The sequence below is a fragment of the Ruegeria sp. YTSC003 genome, from assembly GCF_059609785.1.
On record NZ_JBXWMK010000006.1, the window covers coordinates 239,433 to 257,033 of the forward strand.

General features: G+C 55.6%; 15 protein-coding genes and 1 pseudogene. 1 reads left to right on the plus strand and 15 read right to left on the minus strand.

Features of this window, described 5'->3' with window-relative positions:
• Positions 1–39: 39 nt before the first annotated feature.
• Together cuyB and cuyA are read right to left on the minus strand one after the other, a co-directional pair.
• The gene (cuyB, locus tag AC2FFH_RS13595) at positions 40–756 is read right to left on the minus strand and encodes a cysteate racemase (RefSeq protein ID WP_496844595.1); all 717 of its coding nucleotides are present in this window, start codon (positions 754–756) and stop codon (positions 40–42) included.
• Between the two features lie 3 nt (positions 757–759).
• On the minus strand, positions 760–1,773 hold the full coding sequence (gene cuyA, locus AC2FFH_RS13600) for a D-cysteate sulfo-lyase (protein WP_496767354.1): 1,014 nt from the start codon (positions 1,771–1,773) through the stop codon (positions 760–762).
• Between the two features lie 122 nt (positions 1,774–1,895).
• Between cuyA and AC2FFH_RS13605 the strand changes: the two genes are divergently transcribed.
• Positions 1,896–2,798, plus strand: coding sequence for a LysR family transcriptional regulator (locus tag AC2FFH_RS13605; protein WP_496844596.1), 903 nt, complete (start codon positions 1,896–1,898; stop codon positions 2,796–2,798).
• A 609-nt stretch (positions 2,799–3,407) separates the two neighbouring features.
• On the opposite strand, the gene AC2FFH_RS13610 is transcribed toward AC2FFH_RS13605, so the two are convergent.
• The 13 genes and pseudogenes from AC2FFH_RS13610 to AC2FFH_RS13670 form a co-directional block, all read right to left on the minus strand.
• On the minus strand, positions 3,408–4,955 hold the full coding sequence (locus AC2FFH_RS13610) for an adenylate/guanylate cyclase domain-containing protein (protein WP_496767350.1): 1,548 nt from the start codon (positions 4,953–4,955) through the stop codon (positions 3,408–3,410).
• 6 nt (positions 4,956–4,961) lie between these two features.
• Positions 4,962–5,327: a response regulator gene (locus AC2FFH_RS13615; RefSeq protein WP_496725926.1), complete on the minus strand. Its 366-nt coding sequence runs from the start codon at positions 5,325–5,327 to the stop codon at positions 4,962–4,964.
• Positions 5,328–5,345: 18 nt separating this feature from the next.
• Complete coding sequence (locus tag AC2FFH_RS13620; RefSeq protein WP_496844597.1) at positions 5,346–7,946, minus strand: response regulator; 2,601 nt, start codon at positions 7,944–7,946, stop codon at positions 5,346–5,348.
• A 101-nt stretch (positions 7,947–8,047) separates the two neighbouring features.
• Positions 8,048–8,797 (minus strand): Tll0287-like domain-containing protein, encoded by a 750-nt coding sequence (locus AC2FFH_RS13625; RefSeq protein ID WP_496725928.1) that lies wholly within the window; start codon positions 8,795–8,797, stop codon positions 8,048–8,050.
• A 706-nt stretch (positions 8,798–9,503) separates the two neighbouring features.
• A pseudogene (locus tag AC2FFH_RS13630) lies at positions 9,504–9,593 on the minus strand (IS5/IS1182 family transposase); the annotation flags it as partial.
• Between the two features lie 29 nt (positions 9,594–9,622).
• Positions 9,623–10,858, minus strand: coding sequence for a tyrosinase family protein (locus tag AC2FFH_RS13635; protein ID WP_496844598.1), 1,236 nt, complete (start codon positions 10,856–10,858; stop codon positions 9,623–9,625).
• Positions 10,859–10,959: 101 nt separating this feature from the next.
• Positions 10,960–12,720, minus strand: a complete 1,761-nt coding sequence (locus AC2FFH_RS13640; RefSeq protein WP_496767344.1) for a S8 family serine peptidase — start codon at positions 12,718–12,720, stop codon at positions 10,960–10,962.
• Positions 12,721–12,722: 2 nt separating this feature from the next.
• Positions 12,723–13,235, minus strand: a complete 513-nt coding sequence (locus AC2FFH_RS13645; protein ID WP_496844599.1) for a helix-hairpin-helix domain-containing protein — start codon at positions 13,233–13,235, stop codon at positions 12,723–12,725.
• A 171-nt stretch (positions 13,236–13,406) separates the two neighbouring features.
• Positions 13,407–13,808: a hypothetical protein gene (locus tag AC2FFH_RS13650; protein ID WP_496767340.1), complete on the minus strand. Its 402-nt coding sequence runs from the start codon at positions 13,806–13,808 to the stop codon at positions 13,407–13,409.
• 12 nt (positions 13,809–13,820) lie between these two features.
• Positions 13,821–14,636, minus strand: a complete 816-nt coding sequence (locus AC2FFH_RS13655; RefSeq protein ID WP_496725933.1) for a hypothetical protein — start codon at positions 14,634–14,636, stop codon at positions 13,821–13,823.
• The gene (locus tag AC2FFH_RS13660; protein WP_496725934.1) at positions 14,633–15,124 is read right to left on the minus strand and encodes a hypothetical protein; all 492 of its coding nucleotides are present in this window, start codon (positions 15,122–15,124) and stop codon (positions 14,633–14,635) included. The genes AC2FFH_RS13655 and AC2FFH_RS13660 overlap by 4 nt, the downstream gene beginning before the upstream one ends.
• Entirely contained in the window at positions 15,121–16,053 is a 933-nt protein-coding gene (locus AC2FFH_RS13665; protein WP_496844600.1) for a hypothetical protein, read from the minus strand. The genes AC2FFH_RS13660 and AC2FFH_RS13665 overlap by 4 nt, the downstream gene beginning before the upstream one ends.
• 318 nt (positions 16,054–16,371) lie before the next feature.
• Entirely contained in the window at positions 16,372–17,241 is an 870-nt protein-coding gene (locus AC2FFH_RS13670; RefSeq protein ID WP_496767329.1) for an AfsR/SARP family transcriptional regulator, read from the minus strand.
• Positions 17,242–17,601: the final 360 nt, after the last annotated feature.

The following is a 17,601-nucleotide window of genomic DNA, read 5'->3' on the forward strand; positions in this document are numbered from 1 at the left end:
CGCCCGGTGAACGGTTGGAATCAAGCAGGCATTCGTTCGCTACCCAATGTCTTTGGAGCTGTCGGCCGTTGCCGCCTCGATGATAGCCTGGACCAAGAGGTCGACTGTATCGCTGACGTTGGCATCCCAAGCGACACTGTCGGAAACAAGCGAAAATTCTGAGCAGGCGATGATTTGCAGGTCCGCTCCGGCGCTGACAAGATCTTTCGAAGCTGCGAACACCGAGTCACGGGCACATGTGCAGGGACCCTTGGCCTTGATCGTACGGATGGCCGCCAGCAGGGCATCGTCTTTCGCAGGCCAGACAACAGACAGCCCGCGTTCTGAAAGAGCGGTATCGAAAAGTCGGGTGTGGCGTACCGCTGGTGAGGCAAGCATGCCGACACAACCTCCGGTTCCAAGCTTTTGTGCGGCGTGATCCGCCGCCAGCTCGACCATGTTTAGCAAGGGGATGTCCACTGCTTCTGTGATTGCCCCGGCATAGTGGTGCGCAGTGTTACAGGGCATCGCCAGAGCCTTGGCCCCGGCGGTTTGAAGCCGACGCGCCATAGTTGCCAGAGTGTCCCCTGGATCAATGCCTGTCCCCTCGATCAGGTGGGCAATCCGCGACGGGACCTGCGGATTCATATCGATCAAAAGGGGAATGTGGTCGTTGTCATCCCGCGCCGGGACGGCCTCCACCAACTTGCGTTGGAGGAGGATTGTCGCCTCGGGGCCCATGCCGCCAAGTATGCCTACAGGACGTAGCGCGCCCATGGCTTAGATATGAACCCAGCGATTTGCGTGGTCGAAGGCAAATTCGTAGCCGCCCAGGGCCGCCGCGCCACCGGTATGAAGGAATACAACCCGCTGATCCTTGAATTCTCCCTTGCGAGCAAGGTCGATTAGGCCCGCTGCGCCCTTAGCCGAATAGCAGGGGTCAAGCAGTATGCCTTCCAACTCGGCGAACATCCGGATCGCCTCAATGCCGCTTTCCGTCGGCAACCCGTAGCCTTCGCCAACATAATCGGTATTGGCCATCACGTCTTCACGCTTGACGATGCCGGCGCAGCTCAGCTTTTCTGCTGTTTTGCAGGCAAGATCATAAACCATCTGTTCCTGTTTGGCTTGCGGTGCCCGCGTGCCTATGCCCAGAACAGGAACCATGGAATTCATCGCGCACATGCCCGTGACCAGCCCGGCCTGAGTGCCTGAAGACCCTGTCGCATGTACAAGCCGATCAATCCGAAGACCCCGCTCATTAGCCTGAGACAAAAGTTCGAAGGCTGCATTTACGTAACCAAGCGCACCAGTCGGGTTTGAGCCACCGCCAGGGATAACGTAAACGTTGCGTCCTTCGGCACGCTTCTTCTCGGCGGCCTTCTGCATTTCTTCAACCATGTTGTGACCACCGGGAAACTTCTCGGTTGTGGCACCATGCAGGTGATCCAACAGGACGTTGCCGTTGGTGTTGTAGTTCCCGTCCTGATAGCCAGTCCTGTCTTCGAGTAGGATATGACAATCAAAACCCAGTTTGGCCGCGAAAGCAGCGGTCTGCCGGCCATGATTTGTCTGGGTCGCGCCTTGCGTCATCACCATGTCGGCGCCCTGTTTCTCGGCCTCGGCCATTAGGAATTCAAGCTTTCGGGTCTTGTTGCCGCCCGTTGACATGCCGGTGCAATCGTCGCGTTTGATCCAGATTTCACAACCCAACTCTTTGGAAAGCCGTTTCATCGGCTCAAGCGGTGTGGGCAGATGGGCAAGATGCAGCCGGGGAAAGCGGGCGAGATGCATAAGAAGACTCCTAATTTTGGCTTTCCTCAACATATCGGTCTAAAATTGCGGCTCCTAATGCGAAATACCGACCATATATTGCAAGAATTGCAAGTTATTGTGGGTTGCTCTATCTGTGTTCCATGCGGCTTGAATGGATAGACGATATCTTAGCTGTGCTTGATGGCGGCTCCTTGGCGCGTGCGGCAGAAAAACGGTTTCTGACGCAGTCGGCCTTTACTCGCCGGGTGCGGCTCATTGAAGACAGCATAGGCGCGGCACTGTTTGATCGCCGCCGCAAACCGGTTACCCTGTTGCCCGGCGTACGGGCGCTTGAGCCCGAGTTACGTGATCTCAGTGCAAGAATGCACAAATTGCGCCAAACCATGCAGACCGCCAGCGATCAGGCTTCGAAATCACTGGGTTTTGTCTGCCAGCATGCGCTGACCACCACAGTGTCGCCGCAGGTGGTTCTGGCGTTGAGTACGGATGGTAACGTTTTGACACGGGTGCGTTCGGGCAACCAGGATGAATGTCTGATGCATTTGATCTCCAGAGAGGTCGATTTTGCGATCATGTATGCGCTTCCGGGTGATGATGCACCCGTACCGGTTAATGCCTTTGAAACGGTGGATCTTGGAACGGACCTTTTGATCCCGGTCGCAACGCCGTACGGCCGCAACAAGGCCAATTCAGCGGTTCTTCCAACGATTAGCTACCCGTCAGAGGTCTTTTTGGGGCAGGTTTTCGCCCGGATGATCAATCCGCGCCTGCCCAAGGACACCACCGTGTCAATGGTCGCCGAAACCGCCCTGACACTGGCGGTGTTGCAACTCGTGCTAACGGATATTGGGGTTGCCTGGCTGCCGCACTCCTTGATTGTCGAACACCTTTCACAAGGGCGGTTGGTGCGGATCGACGACGTCTTACCGTCGCAACTTCTGATCATTCGCCTGGTACGTCTCCGCGAGGCGCAGTCCGAGCATGCTGAACGGGCATGGCAGCGTCTTGCCCAACATCTACAACTTCCGACAGTGGGAAACTGACGATCGAGTAGACGAAAAATTTCGTTGCGCAAGATGTACGTCAGAATACCGGGATCGTCGGCGCAACAAATGGAACTAATAAGAACGGATAATAGAGGTCGAAAAATTCGGGTGAATGGATGGCAATACATCGCTGAAAAGTACAAAAACTTGGGGTACCTGGAGCGCCCTGAACTGACGCGCAGAAATGCGGCGAATAAATGGAACTGTATCATTTTAACAGTGGGTGTTCTCCCGGCCAGGGCTAAAGGTTTGAATGTCTGAATCGTAATGGTTTGCGCCAATTCGTTCACACCGTAGAAGCCGTTAGTTTGGACTCAAAGCGGGCCTCAGGGGTGAGGAAGCATTCAGTGAAAGTGTCTCGCGTCACTGTCGGGTTGTCGTTGTGGGCGGGTAAGGCGGATCGCAGGATCAGTCATGTTCACCGCTCGAAATTCGAAGCGGGGATAATGAAGCCTAACGGTATTCAGTGGATACTGAGTATAGGGTTTTGGACCGCAATCATCCCATTTTAGCAGCACAAATTGGGCCGAACGGCGAAGTTCCAATTCGACGTTTTCAACTATCAAACCGCCGAAACGATTAGGACGCAATGCTGCATTACAAGCCTTAGGATACGAAGTAGGATGTTATCTCACCCACTCCTTTGACAAAATGAGTTTGCGCTTCCGCGTTGGGCAAATGGTCACCCAGCGCATCTTTGGTTTGGGCAGAGATGTGGATGTGCCCCGACCTGCCTGTGGCCTCGAGACGGCTGGCAAGGTTCACGGTTTCTCCCCATACATCATAAATTGACCGTTTTCGCCCGATCAGACCGGCAATGACTGGTCCGGTATGGACACCTATGCGGATTTGCAGCCCCGCGCTGCTTACTGTGCTGTCAGACATCTTCCTTAGGATGTCACGTGCAAAGCCTACTGCCGCCAGCGCGTGGTCTTCGCGTCGCACGGGGATCCCCGATGCCGCCATATAGGCGTCTCCAATTGTCTTGATTTTTTCGATGCCGTGCAGGGTTGCCAGGTCATCAAATGCAGTAAACAATTTTGACAATTCCCGGATTAAGTCACCAGCGTCCATGCGGGCAACCAGCGGAGTGAATTCTACGATATCCGCGAATATTATGGTTGCGCCAGCGAAGCGATCAGCGATGTTCGTCTCACCATCGTTTAGGCGTTTGATAACTGGCGCGGGCAGCATCGAGTGTAGCAATTTGTCTGCCCTGTCACGTTCGTATTTTATCTCATTTGCGAGCGCCAATTCCTTAGCGCGCCAGCGGCTGCGTTCCATGCAGGCATCGACGCGCGCATGCAGCAACACTGGGTCGATAGGTTTTGGCAAATAGTCCTCGGCGCCGACACTAATGCACTTGGCGATTGCGTCGGTCTCGTTAAGACCGGAAACCATGACTACGGGTATTTCGCGCCAAGACGAATCTTTTTTCATATTTTCGAGGACATCGATGCCATTCACCTCTGGCATAAGAATATCCAACAGAACAAGGTCGAAACCCTCGCGGTTTAGTGCCTCAAAAGTTTCCCTGGCCGAGCCGACGGACCGCACACTATGCCCTCTGCGCTCTAGTAACCTGGTCAGGATTTCCCGATTGGCCGCCTCGTCATCAATCACCAAGATACGTCCGGTCAGGGCTTCGCGACCGGCATCAGAGTTCGCAAGGCTGCGTTCAAGGTTGGCCGCAATTTCCTGATCCCGGTCACTGTCCTCAGCGTTATTCTGAATGTCTGCATCACTGATGGTGCTGTCGATCTGTAGCGCCAGCTTGCGCGCTTCGCTCAGGATCGCGTTTATGTCGCTGCAAGCGGAAGGCTTCAGATCTGCCTCGAAATCATCCAGAACCATTTCCGAATACCCAATGATCGCATTGATCGGAGAGCGTAAATCATGCCGTAATTTTGCCTGCGCGTCTTTGTCGGCGGTGACTTGGTGCGCACTTTTCCCTAACAGTTCGACCAACTGAACAAGGTTGCTGGCGGCGGCGCCAATCTTTTGCAAATCCTCTAGCGCAGCCTCTGGTCCTGATCTGCGTACTTCCTCGATCAGCAGATTATGAAACCCAACAATCGCTTCTGACGGCCCATTGAGGTTCTGGGAAATGCGGGTGGCTAATGCCAACTTGTCTTTTCGGGTCTCTGAAACCATGCCGCGCTACCCGTCCAGCAGTTTTTCAATAATTTCCAGCAACCCGGGCAGTTCGATCGGTTTGGTATAGAATTCGTCGCAACCGGCATCCATGGCCTTGTCACGATCACTCTGCATCGCATGGGCGGTCAAAGCGACAACTGGGATAGCGTTTGTATCTGGGTTTGCTTTTATCTGTCTGGTCGCCTCCCACCCGTCGATTACGGGCAGGCTCATGTCCATTAAAATCAGATCCGGTTTATCCGATAGGGCTTGTTCAACGCCGGCCTGACCATCGCGGGCAGATACGGTTTCGTAGCCTTTTCTCTGCAGCCGGCGCGACAGCATATCGAGGTTCATATCGTTGTCTTCCACAATAAGTATCTTTGCCATCGCCTTAATCTTTCCGACTTATGAATAATCTTGTAACTGGCGTTTCAGTGCCGCAATCAGATCACCTCGACCGGTATCTCCTTTGCGGATGACCTCATCTGAATGGGCTTTCAACCAATCCAGTTCGTCCCGCGTCAGGTCCTTGGACGTGGCTACGATAACCGGCAAATCTGCAAGCTCATCAGTTGTGCGAACCGTTTTGAGAACATCGAAACCGTCCACATTCGGCATCATAATGTCCAATACCATCAGTGTCGGTCTTTTGGATTTCAATTGGCTGAGCGCGCCGTGACCGTCTGCCGCCTCGCGTATCGTCCATCCGTTGCGCGTTAGGATGCGGCGAAACAGGTTTCGCGTTGACATATCGTCGTCAACGATCAGCACGTCCTTGTCGCGTCCGGAGGCGATAGCATCCAACGTTGCGATCAGCCGCGCTGGATCAATTGGTTTAATTAGGTGTTCGATCGCTCCGAAGGCAAGGCCCATGTCGCGATCCGCGACAATCGTGGCTAGGACAACGGGCGTTTCGCACAGCTTCGAGTCTGCCTTGAGTTCCTTCAACATAGACCAGCCGTCGCGTTCAGGCATGATAACGTCCAGAAGAATGACGTCAGGCTTTTGCGAGCGCGCGATTTCCATGCCCGCCGCTGCGTTCGATGCCAGCAAGACATCATACCCCTCCTCGCGCACGATTTTTGCCACCGCGTTCCGTGCGTCTTCTTCATCATCCACTATCAGAACGCGGCCCAAAGCAGTGTCCGGTGACGTTTCGCTGTATTCGTTAGTCGACGTAGAAATGGTATCGTAGCGGGCTGGGATTTCGAAAGAGAAGGTCGATCCAACACCCTCTTTGCTATCGACAGTAATATGCCCGCCCATCATACGCGTAAATTCCTGCGCAATGGCGAGCCCTAGCCCTGTGCCTCCGAAATTCCGCGTAGTAGACTGATCAGCTTGCACGAACGCTTGGAACAGCTTGTCGCGTTGCTGCGGCGTCATTCCGATACCTTGATCTCGCACCGCAAATCGAAAGAAATCTGTATCATTTTTCCGGAGTTTAGAGACGAGAAGCTCAATCTTACCACCTTCGGTGAACTTCGCCGCGTTGGACAACAGGTTGAAAAGGTTCTGCCGGAGCTTGGTTTTATCAGTTTCGATCTCGTCAGTGTCTGCGAGATCACAAGAGAGAACCAGTTCATTTCTGTTCTTGCTCACCAAGGGAACCACGGTCGACGCGACTTCGTCCAACAAGGGCCGCAGTGCGAAGCGTTCCGGGTACATTTCCATTTTGCCCGCTTCGATCTTGGACAGATCAAGAACGTCATTGATGAGCGAGAGCAGATGTCGCCCGGATGCCATGATCTTCTCCAGGTCATCCGTCGCAGTCTCGAATCCCATGTCCTGCGCATCCTCGGACAGCATTTCGCTATAACCGATGATCGCGTTCAAAGGAGTGCGCAACTCGTGGCTCATGGAAGCCAGGAACTGGCTTTTTGCAGAGCTGGCAGCGATCGCCTGCGCGTTGGCTTCTTCAAGTTGTTCCTGTTTGGACTTAAGGTCAGAAATATCGCTGTAAACAGCGACCGTGCCCCCGTCGGGGGTCTGGCGTTTTGACACCTGAATCCATGCGCCACCCAGCAAGACTTCTTGGCGATCTCCGTCAGGCCTGCGATGTCGTGCAAGCCGGCTGCTAATCCACTCTTCGTCAGGCACACCATCGGTATCAACCGATTTTCGTTCCAGTTGCAGCCGCAAGATATCCTCGAACCGCGTGCCCGGCCCAAGTATGTCGTCTACATGTGCAAAAATGCTGCGGAACCGGTCATTGAAGAGTATGAGTTGGTCTTCGTTGTCGAACAACGCAAATCCGTCTGGAATTGTTTCAATTGCTGTCAGAATCGTATTGCGCTGCGCACGCGCTTCTTCTTCTAGTTCGCGCCGTTTGTCCTGGCTGTCGCGAAGCGCTCTTAGCGCTTGGGACATCCGGCCCAGCTCATCAGGGCCTTCGGGCGGCAGAGTAACATCCCGTTCACCCCGGATCAGTCCTGAAATCGCGATGTTGATTGCATGCAGCGGCACAACGATCGACCTCAGAGCGCGCCACGTAAGAAGCGCTCCCAATATCACAATGACGACACACGCAATGATCGCTCGGTTCATCGCAGCCTTGGCGGCAACCGTTGCTTCATTTCTGGTTCGGTCGGCGCTTTCAGATAGGTCATCGACCAATTGCGTCAACGTCTTGTCGACGGCATCACTGGCCACTCGGGCCTGTGCCAGTAGAGTGTTTCCCAGCACCCGGTTACCATCTGTGTAAGCATCGGCTGCTTGCATAGAAGTTTCGTAGTAGGAGTTTGCCTGCTCTTGTACACTGGCTGCGGACTTTGGTGCAAAAGCGGCGAGCTGTTCGAGGCTGCTATTGAGCATCGTCCTTGCTTCGTTGGCGCGCCGCTCCGAAAGGGTCAGTAAACTGACAGAAAGATCCGTCAGCCAATACCTCATCTCGCCAAAATGACGGTCGGCCTGGCCAGCTACTTCCAGCCGGTGAAACTCAGTATTTGCGTCTTGTATGCGGGCTTGGTTACGCGCCAGATCGTAGACCATCACAATGGTGCTCACGACCAAAGCGGTTAACAATAGCGCTGACAGTGACCCAATGCGCACCGGAATAGTGTTTTCGGACACCCACTTCCAATTGTTACTCAAACCAGAATCTTGTTTCATCTAAAAAGGGTTATGCTGATTGCACCTGCCAGATCCCCAAGTTGCCCACCTTCCTTTGGGAAACCGGTCACATCCGTTTCACCCGCTGGCGATCCGTGGCATGAAAGACAGGACTCAGAGTAGTATTCGGGGATCAGCATACGGAAAGCGGGTGTTCCTGAAACGTCAGTTTCTTCGAAAAATGGCTGCCCTTCGGCCCAAGAGGAGTCCTTGAACTTTTCCTCGATGATCGCGTTTTCCCAGGAATCCGGACGGGCCATGCGATTGCGGACAAGTTCCGAGGGCGCCGTTACCTTGACCACAGCAGACGTGCCAATTTCATCTGCGAACTGTTCATTTACCAGCCGCGCAAATACGGCTGGAATAAATCCTTTAAATGCCACTCCCTCGGCATTTATTATCTCTTGGTTTGCGTCGATTACCGTGACCATAGCGTCCAGCTGCGTTTCTGTAAGTTTACGCTCTAGTGGGTCCAGCCCATCATGCAGCGGTGGTTCACCGTTAGCCTCCGAGTAGGCCTCAATAACTTTCTCGTAAAACACTTCACCGGACAGCCCTTTGTCCGTGACATCCGGATTGTTGATTAGGTCCTGACTGTTCGACACGACACTTCTACCGGCTCGCAACACCGCTGCTAGTCGGTTGCCCGTCTCAACTTCTTCTGCGGTTTCCGCCGCTACATCATCTGAACTAAGCGGACAAAATGTACTCAAAATGACCGCTGCTGTAAAAATTGGTTTTTTCAATAGACCAGCGCCCCCACGCAAAGCCAAGTGCAGTGACAATAAGCTAGGGTAGCAAAAAAACTCCAAACTGTCCTAGGAATTCGGCCCGCCCGAATTTGTACAGCCAAAATTGGATTGTAATAGGCGACGGTCGATCTGGTAACCGCGCCGCTGGTACGCCAAACAACGTTGCCCGCAAATCAGATGGTGAGCGAAATTTGGTGAACGTCTGCACCGGGTCCGAACTTACCTTGCCTCAATGTGCAAATTTGAGAATTTCAGGAGAGTAGCGCGTTGCGATGTTAATCGTGTGATCAAGTGTATTGATCTGATAGTGTGTCAATTTGCCGGGGAATTCTGGCGTCGCCCAAGTACTTCGTTCCACAAATTCTATGAAGAACGACTTCGAAAAGATTTGAAGCCAATCACCCTCAGAATCTTCATGATCGCAATGTTGAGCAAACATTTCATCGGTTACTGAATATGCAACGAAATCAAAAAAGCTAAATCGCACCGCATCGCTTTCCGGCTTGATTTCAAGAGGGTAAAGGCACTCTGCATCCCCACGCTGACGAATAAGCGGTCATAACAAAGCTGTGGGGCGTGTCCGAAGAGGCGGCAGGGTTCAACTGGAGGCTTGGACCCATGCTTTTGTTTCCATGTCGAACGTTGGCCCACGGTGCAGCATCCTGAACTCAAGACACATTCGACGTACTACGATCAATCGTCATGCCCAATAGATGACGGTTGCCGCGAGAGCGATAGCAGAAAAGAAGGTTTTGGTGCACCGGGCATAGCGGGTTGCCATTCGCCTCCAATACATAATCCAAGAACTCAATGCGGCTTTCACACGTACCGAACCAAGAGCCCTGTATTTCCCAGATTATCGCTTTGGTTGGTGAGATCCAGTGTCGCTGCAGGCGTCACGCTGCCAGGGCTTGGCCGATTGGTTTCAAACACCTCCATAGAAGTGTTCCGCCCCGGCACCGAACCCACAGGAGTATTGGGTAAATAGCCCGCAGCCGCCGGTTTCCCCGCTTGCCAGTCCGCCCAGACTTTGTCCACCATGCAGTGATGGAAGAAGAACGCCGGGTCATTTGGCGACAGTGTGATATCGGCCATTTGCCCGCCGGTCCACATATGCCCGGCGCCATGCGGGCCAAATTCAAGAACATGCCGAAAGCCGCGTCGGTCGCTCGAGTCGAATGGCGTCACGTCGTACACTCTTTCCCGCATCACACGGGCGCGGGTTACGCCTCCGCTTGGTCGTCCGCGATGTTCCCCAAATACCCTTCGCAGAAAAGGTTCATCGACTGATCCAGTCGCGGTGAAGCTTGACCATCCACTCCCAATTGGTCCTGACACGACAGGAAAGCCGATGCGGCGATTCCCCGGTCTGGTCCGATCTCCATCGCCACCCAATATGCGCTCCATCGCGCGGTTCCACATACGCACACCTCCGCGTTGCCCGGGGTCAGTGAACCAGTTCCAGTAAGGCAGCGACACGCGGTCATCATAGCGGCGCAGACGGCTTTCAAAATTCAGGATGAACTGCCTGTGCCAGGGCAGGAACCCTGCGTTTCCATGGATAGCCCTCCTTGCATGGTCAACGACGAACTGCCTGCGTTCATCCGCAGCATTCAGCGCCTGAAGCGCTCCAGCAAGTGCGGCCTGCTCCGTCGCGGTCAGCGCAGTGACATCCTTTCGCAACCGCAAGCGATTGATTGCCGCATCAAGGGCCGCAATGGTATTCTCGCCCACGATTCCATCGACAAGGAAGCTGGAATTGTGCGCTCTGACATTTGTCTGGAAAGCCCGGACAGTTCGATCTGTTTCGCGCCCGAAATCACCATCTGCGCCGAACCTAAGTTGGAAACCAAGATCGATCAGCGCTTGCTGTACCTTGCGAACAGACGCGCCTCGTGCCCCACGTCGCATGGTACGTCGACCATTCAGGACCTGGGTCAGAAAGCTATCGTTTCTGAATCGCGAATGGGTAAATTGGCGTGGCCCGGATTCTTCAAATCCACGCACTTCCGCTGGCCTGTCTCGCATAAGATTGGGATCAACCCAAAAGGTCATGGAGTGCCCCCCATGATGAGCATGGCCACCGGCCTCAGCAGTTCCCATTCGTCCGCGCCGATAGGTGCGTCTGCGATGTCCGAATGAACTTCTGTCATATTTCATCGTACCAATCCTCTGTCTCTTATGGGGTGTGAGGAACTGTGCTCAGCAACACGAAGCGCGGTTTGCGGATCGACCAGACCCGCACCCAGACGCAGACGGTCAACCAGCTTGTGCGCCGCTTGCGGGCGGGCGGTACCAATGATCATTCTGCGTAAATCGTGAATGCCTTGCCCCGGGCCAGCAGCCGATAAACAGGCTGCCAAAAGACCCGCGACAAACGGGGCAGCCTGGCTTGCGCCAGACATATGGGTATGACGTGGTCGCGGGTGGGATTCGCCAAGCGGTGTATTGCGGGCGGCCCGCACCGCCACACCAGGTGCCACAACGTCCGGCTTTGTCCGGCCATCGCGGGTGGGACCAGCCGAGGCAAAACGCGCAGGCCGAGCGCCCACCCGGCCTTGCTGCGCGGCGCCGACTACGATTGAGTGGTAGCCCGAAGCGATCGACCCGATGGTGCAGGTCTGATCGGCCTCGCCGGGGGCCAATCGGGACTGACGGCGCGGGCCAGAGCCGTCCCGCTCGATCCAGACGTCATAGCGCCCGTCGGTTACGACATCCGCGCTGATTTCCACTGTCCAGCGCCCGCCGGGTGCATTCGCGTAGACAAAAATATCGCAGTGATGATCACCCGAGTTCGGCTCAAGCGCGCGATGATAAACCCGTGCAATTTCGCGCCCAAATACGTCGCGAAGGCTGCGTGTGTCACCCAAGGGGACCGTAATCGCCTCTTGTCCTGGCGGCCGCAGACTTACACGCATCCGGTCGCGCGCCGAATAAAAAATCTCCATCTCATTGTCGGTTGGGTCGTGACGGGAAATATCCCACCCGATCCAGCGCATATGGCCCGGAGGCAGCACTCCTGCGGCATGACAATTGGCCAGGAAATAATTGCCTGCAGATTGCACAATAGCTGCATCGTCCCGCTCAGTGACAAAGGCATCAAGTGCACGTTCCACCAGGCTGGTGCCGTTCTTTGCTCCTCCCTGTCGACCGAGGCTCATGTTAATGACGCAACCTCTCCCCCGGCTCAGGCGACGAATGAAATCCACCGCTTCGATGATCCGCGCAGAATTTCCAAGATCTGAAAGCCCGCCCAGACGCGCCGCCGAGAGATGTACGAACACCAGATCAGCCTCTGGGGCCAATCCGCCTTCACCATCTGAACGCGGCGAACCGCCAGCAATATCCGCAACGTGCGTTCCATGCGCGCCCCGCCCCCGATCCGCGTCACCGGGATGGTAGTCAAGGCGTTCATAGGGCCGAGACGTTGTAAGTGCTCGGTCGATCTCTCGCCGGGTAATGACGCGACCGTATCCGTATGGCTTCGGCTGCACGCCGCGCGACGGTTCACGTTGATCCCACAATGCCAGTACCCGACTTTGACCTGCGGCGTCTCGAAAGGCCGGATGAGCAATATCAAACCCCCAATCGATCACTCCAAGCACAACACCTTGCCCACGGTGGCGCGGGTGGGCCTGACGGGTGGGCGCGCGCGTACGCGAAAACACCTCAGGCGTTGGAGGTGTCTCTCGACTTTGCCCAAAGACACGCGCTGCTTTCAGTGATTTTACCGATGGGTGCGACCAAACTTGGAAAATGTCGCCGCGCCTGAGCCGAACCGTCAGAATGTCGCCGAACCGTGTCACCGGTCTGACCCATTTCTCTGGCACTTTGGCTCCAGGGTGCAGGCGGAGGATCGCCTCGACGCTGTCGCGCCGCCGCCCGCTGCCCAGAAGTTCACGCAGCGCCGGGTCCATGGCTAGGGTTCCTCGAGGATCTGCTGTGCTTCGTTGCGCCAGCTCTTGGCCTGAGTGGGCGCATCGATATCCCGATCCAATGCCTCGACAGCGGCATCGTCCATGCCTGCGAGATGGCGCAAGTCTTTGACACCATGTTCCCGAAGCCGTTTGGCAATTTTCGGGCCTATCCCTTTAATCGTCGTCAACTGATGCTCTGACGCTCGCAAACTCTTTAATGCGTCATGAAGTGCAGTTTCGTGGGCTTTCAGGCCCGCGCTTAGTTCTTCGATCTGATCGACCGAAACACCAAGAGTCTTTGCAATCTCGTCGCGGCTCATCTCGGGCACCGCCAAAATGGCGCGGGCCACCTGGTCAACATCATCGTTTTCGATCTTGTGCTGACGAAAAAGCTGCATCACCCGCGCGAAGGCCTCTCGCGCACGAAAAGCGGTGGCCACTGCCTCGATCGTCGCGCGCGGCCTGGGCAATTTTCCCGAGCTAAAGAACCGACCTTTTGGAAGCGGTTTGGGCACTGGCGGCGACGATTTCAAAGGCCCGCCGAAGTCACCAGGTTTCAGGGGCTTGTGCCGTGCAACCGGTTTAACATCCTCCAGACGTATCAACTGACACCCGCACATGGCCGGTCCTCCTGCGTAAAAGAAAGACAGGGCGACAGCGCCGCCCTGTCTGAAAGCATTTGATAATCAATCAGGATCGGGATTGGATAAATCTCCGGGGCCACCAGCAGGTGGGTTTTGAGGATCGTCGTCGTCTGGATCTCCAACACCGTCAGGCCGTTTGTCGGGATCCAGCGCCACTGTTTCAGCGAGCCGCTGAACAAGCGCATCTACCTGAGCTGGCGTGACCGCTGTGCCACCGGGCATCTGCTCAAGCAGCCTCACGCCATTCTCCAATGCCTTGTACCATTTGGAAGCCTCTCCAAGGGCGGTGTCGCGCGCCTTGGTCACTTCGGCGTGGCTTTCTGCGATACGCTGGAGCCCCATGACACCGAGCACCCCATCACGGGAGGCCAGAAATGCCTCGGTCGTTAGATCCGGGATCAGATCGCGTGTGGCTACGATATTCAGTAGTGCTTTCTGTCGCATTTGTTCACCCCCTTAGTTCCGGCCCAAGAGAAGGGCGTACATCAGCGTGTCATCCCCGCCGCCTGACTTGCCAAACGCGCCGGAAGCCAGGATCGGCAACAGGATGTCCTGCTTCTTGAACGTGATCTCGGCATCGATCTCCTGACCAGCAAGAGCCCCTGCCGCTGCACCCGAAAGCTTGATCTTTTCGGCCTTTGGTGCACCACCTAACAGCCCCAAGAGGCTGGAAGTCTGGGCTTGCCGCTCAAGTGTCTTGACCGACTTGCGCAGCGACGAAACCTTGCCGTCTAAGTTCTTCGTGGCAGACGCTATTCGCTTGGATAGAGCGTTGTGGTTCGCCTTTCGCTCCTTCATGGCGGCTGCAAACCGTTTGTTGGTAGAAGCGATCAGCTTGTTTACCTCTGCCGATGTGGCAAAGCTCTTGCCAAAGCGCACCCGCATGCGGCGGCCATTTCGCCCACGCATTGTGGTCGAGCGTGACCCCTTGACCTTGCCCATGCGACGCCGGCGGCTGAACCTGCGAAATCGCGGGCGACGGAAGGAGCGACGGCGGCGGCGACGGCGGCGACGGCGTTCAGGAAAGTCCTCGCCGTCGCTTTCGAAGTCATCAGCCATGTCCAGCATGTCGGTGTCTTCATCATCGTCGTCGTCGAACTCGAACATTTCGTCATCGTCGTCGAAATCTTCATCATCGTCGTCGTCGAACTCGAACATTTCGTCATCATCGTCGAAATCTTCATCATCATCGTCGTCGAACTCCGCGACTTGGCTCTGAGCGAGCGCAAATCGCAAAAGATCGTCCTGTTCCATCAATCCTGATGAGCTCATGGGTCAGACCTTTCCTTCTGTTGAATGACCGTGGCGTCTATGGTCAATGGATGCGCCACCTTGTCGGAGACGTGAGGCGAAGGACGCCGCCTCGCACGCCGTCTGGGACGGCGGCGACGGTTTCCTTGGTCCACCATCACTTCGAGAACCGGGACAATCAAAGCCCTGAAACAATCAGGGTCGGGTAGGAATGTGCCGGGGCTTCCGGCACCTTGCCCGCCACAGTCTTCGCAGTCTTCGCTGTCGCCCCAACATGACGGGCACGCGCCTAAGGCACAGGCCAGCATGTCGAGCTGTGCACTCATGCTTTCGATCACCTTCTCGGATCGGGCAGCCTCTTCGCGCCAAGCATCAAGATCAATAGCTGCAGGCGTTTCGTGAGGCTGTTCTGCCTGAGCAGCCCCGGTGAGATGCGCCAGAATCTCTGCCTGGTCGATCTCACCCGAACTCGTCAGCGCCTTTAGCAGTATTTCGTTGAGCGCGGTCATGTGTTGCACCGGCAAATGGCTTCACCGGTCTCGGGGCAGGGGCCGGCACGCTCGCCGGCGTCCTCGTCAATTCCAATCATTTCCACCAAAAGCGCAAATGCATCTGCAGCGCTTTCGAAATCCTCCGCTTCGAAATCTGCGGAAAAATCATCAAGGTCGATTCCAGCGGCTTCTGCTTCGCTTAGCGCCTCGGTCAACCCTTCAATAAGCCCTGCGATTGCAACGGGTCCAGACATCGTCTCGCCCGAACGGCCTACGACTTCGCGCGAGCGCCCGCCAATGAGGCCCGCCAAAATCGACTGAATCTGTGGATTTCGTAGAATGGCTCCTGCCTGCTGACCGATCGATGCCAACCCTGCTCTGCGGCGTCCGCGTCTTCTGGGACGTGCGCGACGGACTCGACCACGCGCAGGTCTGCGCGTCATCACCGAACGCCCACGCCGCGAAGGCCGTCTGCGCCCACGTCTGGACCGCCCACGCGATCCGAGCTGCCCGGCAAGTGCGCCTACGCCCTGACCAAGCAATCCACCAACAGCACCGCCGATCGGGCCGCCGATCGCTGTGCCAACCACCGGGGCGACGGTGCGTACGACTGGTGCCGCAACCTTGAGCGCCTTGCGCCCGAACCGGGCCAGGCCCCGCCAAAAGCTCTCCAGTTCTTCGGGGCTCATGCCTTCGGTCATCTGAAAAAGAAACTCGTTGACCTCAGTGTCGTGGGCATCAGCAATCTCGGCAAAAGCCTCGCGCGCGACATCTTCCGGCGAGAAGCCTGCGTCGAAAATCGCGCCCCACTCGGCGTCGCTTTCCATTTCCTCCGGGAACGCGCTATCAGCATCGATAAACTCTGGCGCGAACTCTTCGTCAAAGAAGTCTTCAAAATCGTCTTCAGCCGGTGCATTCCAAAACCGGTTTCGTGCATCGCGGGACATGTTGATCATCCTTGCTCTCTTGCGCAGCATTTGCCGTTCTTCCCAGACATTGCATGGCGCAATCACAGGCCAATCACGACGCAATCAAGCAAACGATCACAAAAGGAGGTTTGAGAAAAAACCTTAGTGGGAGCGAAGGAGCTGGGCGGAAAAAAGGACACGGCCGCTGGCACAGGCATTCAGAGCAGGTAGATCAGCCTTTTCGGGACTGGCCTGCATCGCCTCAACACTGGCGACTTCGGGACGACGTTGTTTAGTTTGTGAGTGGGGGGCGATATCTCGCAGCAAAAGAGGCTTGGAAAGTATGCTAGGGCAGTTTCACTCGTCCAAGCGGTCTAACTCGTCTGTCAACGCTGACAACTCTAGCCGTAACTCGCTCACCAACCCGTGGAGCGCATCAACGCGCCGCAAGGCCGCTCTGATGCGCGGATCAGTTGCCGGCTCAAACCTGAAACCTGGCCTGGGCACCGGTAGATCTGCCGATTGAAGCTTTTGCGCCAAAGCCACCGTATCCGGTGACGGGACGACACCAAGCTCATCGCTCAGAACGGTTTTGAGTATGTTGAAATGCTGGATCGCGTTGCCATTCTGGCCAGACATCATGTCAATCTTCATCAGCCAGCGCGTCGCGGCCTCGTCATAGGGATTGTCGCGCTGGAACTTCTCTGCGACCCATCGAGCCTCTGCCAGTCGATTGGTTTCCAACGCGGCCTCGATCGTCTTTTTCAGAAACCTGAATATCCGCGCCTGCGTCTCGTGGCGCAACTCTTCTACCCATTCAGCTTCCACCCCTTCTGCAAAACGCCCGATCTGGATTTCACCTGCAAGAAGACTCTCAAGCGCAGTGTTCCCGCCCTGGGCCAGCATGTCGATATCAACGATATAGCCGGCATCATTGCGCAAAGTCAGTGTTCGAGGTGTTGAATCAATAAGCGCAGAAGGGTCAGTACCTGCCGTTTCCACTACTTTCTTCAGGCGCCAGACCTCGGTGTTCAACGCGCGCCGTGCTTTGTCTGGATCCTTGTCAGGCCAGATCCAGGACATCACCTGACGGCGCTCAACCGGATGCCCCGGGCGGTTCCCCAAGGCCGCAATCAGCTCTTTCGAGCGGATACTGGTAATTGGTAGGTTTTCACCACCTTGAGCTTGTATCTCTACGCGGCCGAGAACACGAACCATGCCAGACATGACAATACTCTACTTCTTATTGCCTCCGGACCTATCAACGAGGCGAAAAACCGGTGAGAGCGAAGCCATATCCAAAGGTCAAATGTCCCATTGGTTCCGGCACTCAATCTGATGCTGGTTGGGAACTGGGCTTCAAAAAACCAAGTAAAGCAAAGCTGAACGATGTTTGCGGATCGTCGTCAAAATGAGTGCAACGTTTACGGAAGCCTCAGCCCTCGATAGTCCGGACTGTTGGAAATTTTTTTATGAGACCAGTCGGAGATGGATGGGTTCCCGACACCTGCAGACCTCATTCAATTATTGTAGTCATCCCTACCGTAAAGTTTGTGCGATATCAATTTTGCAATCTGACTTCAGCGA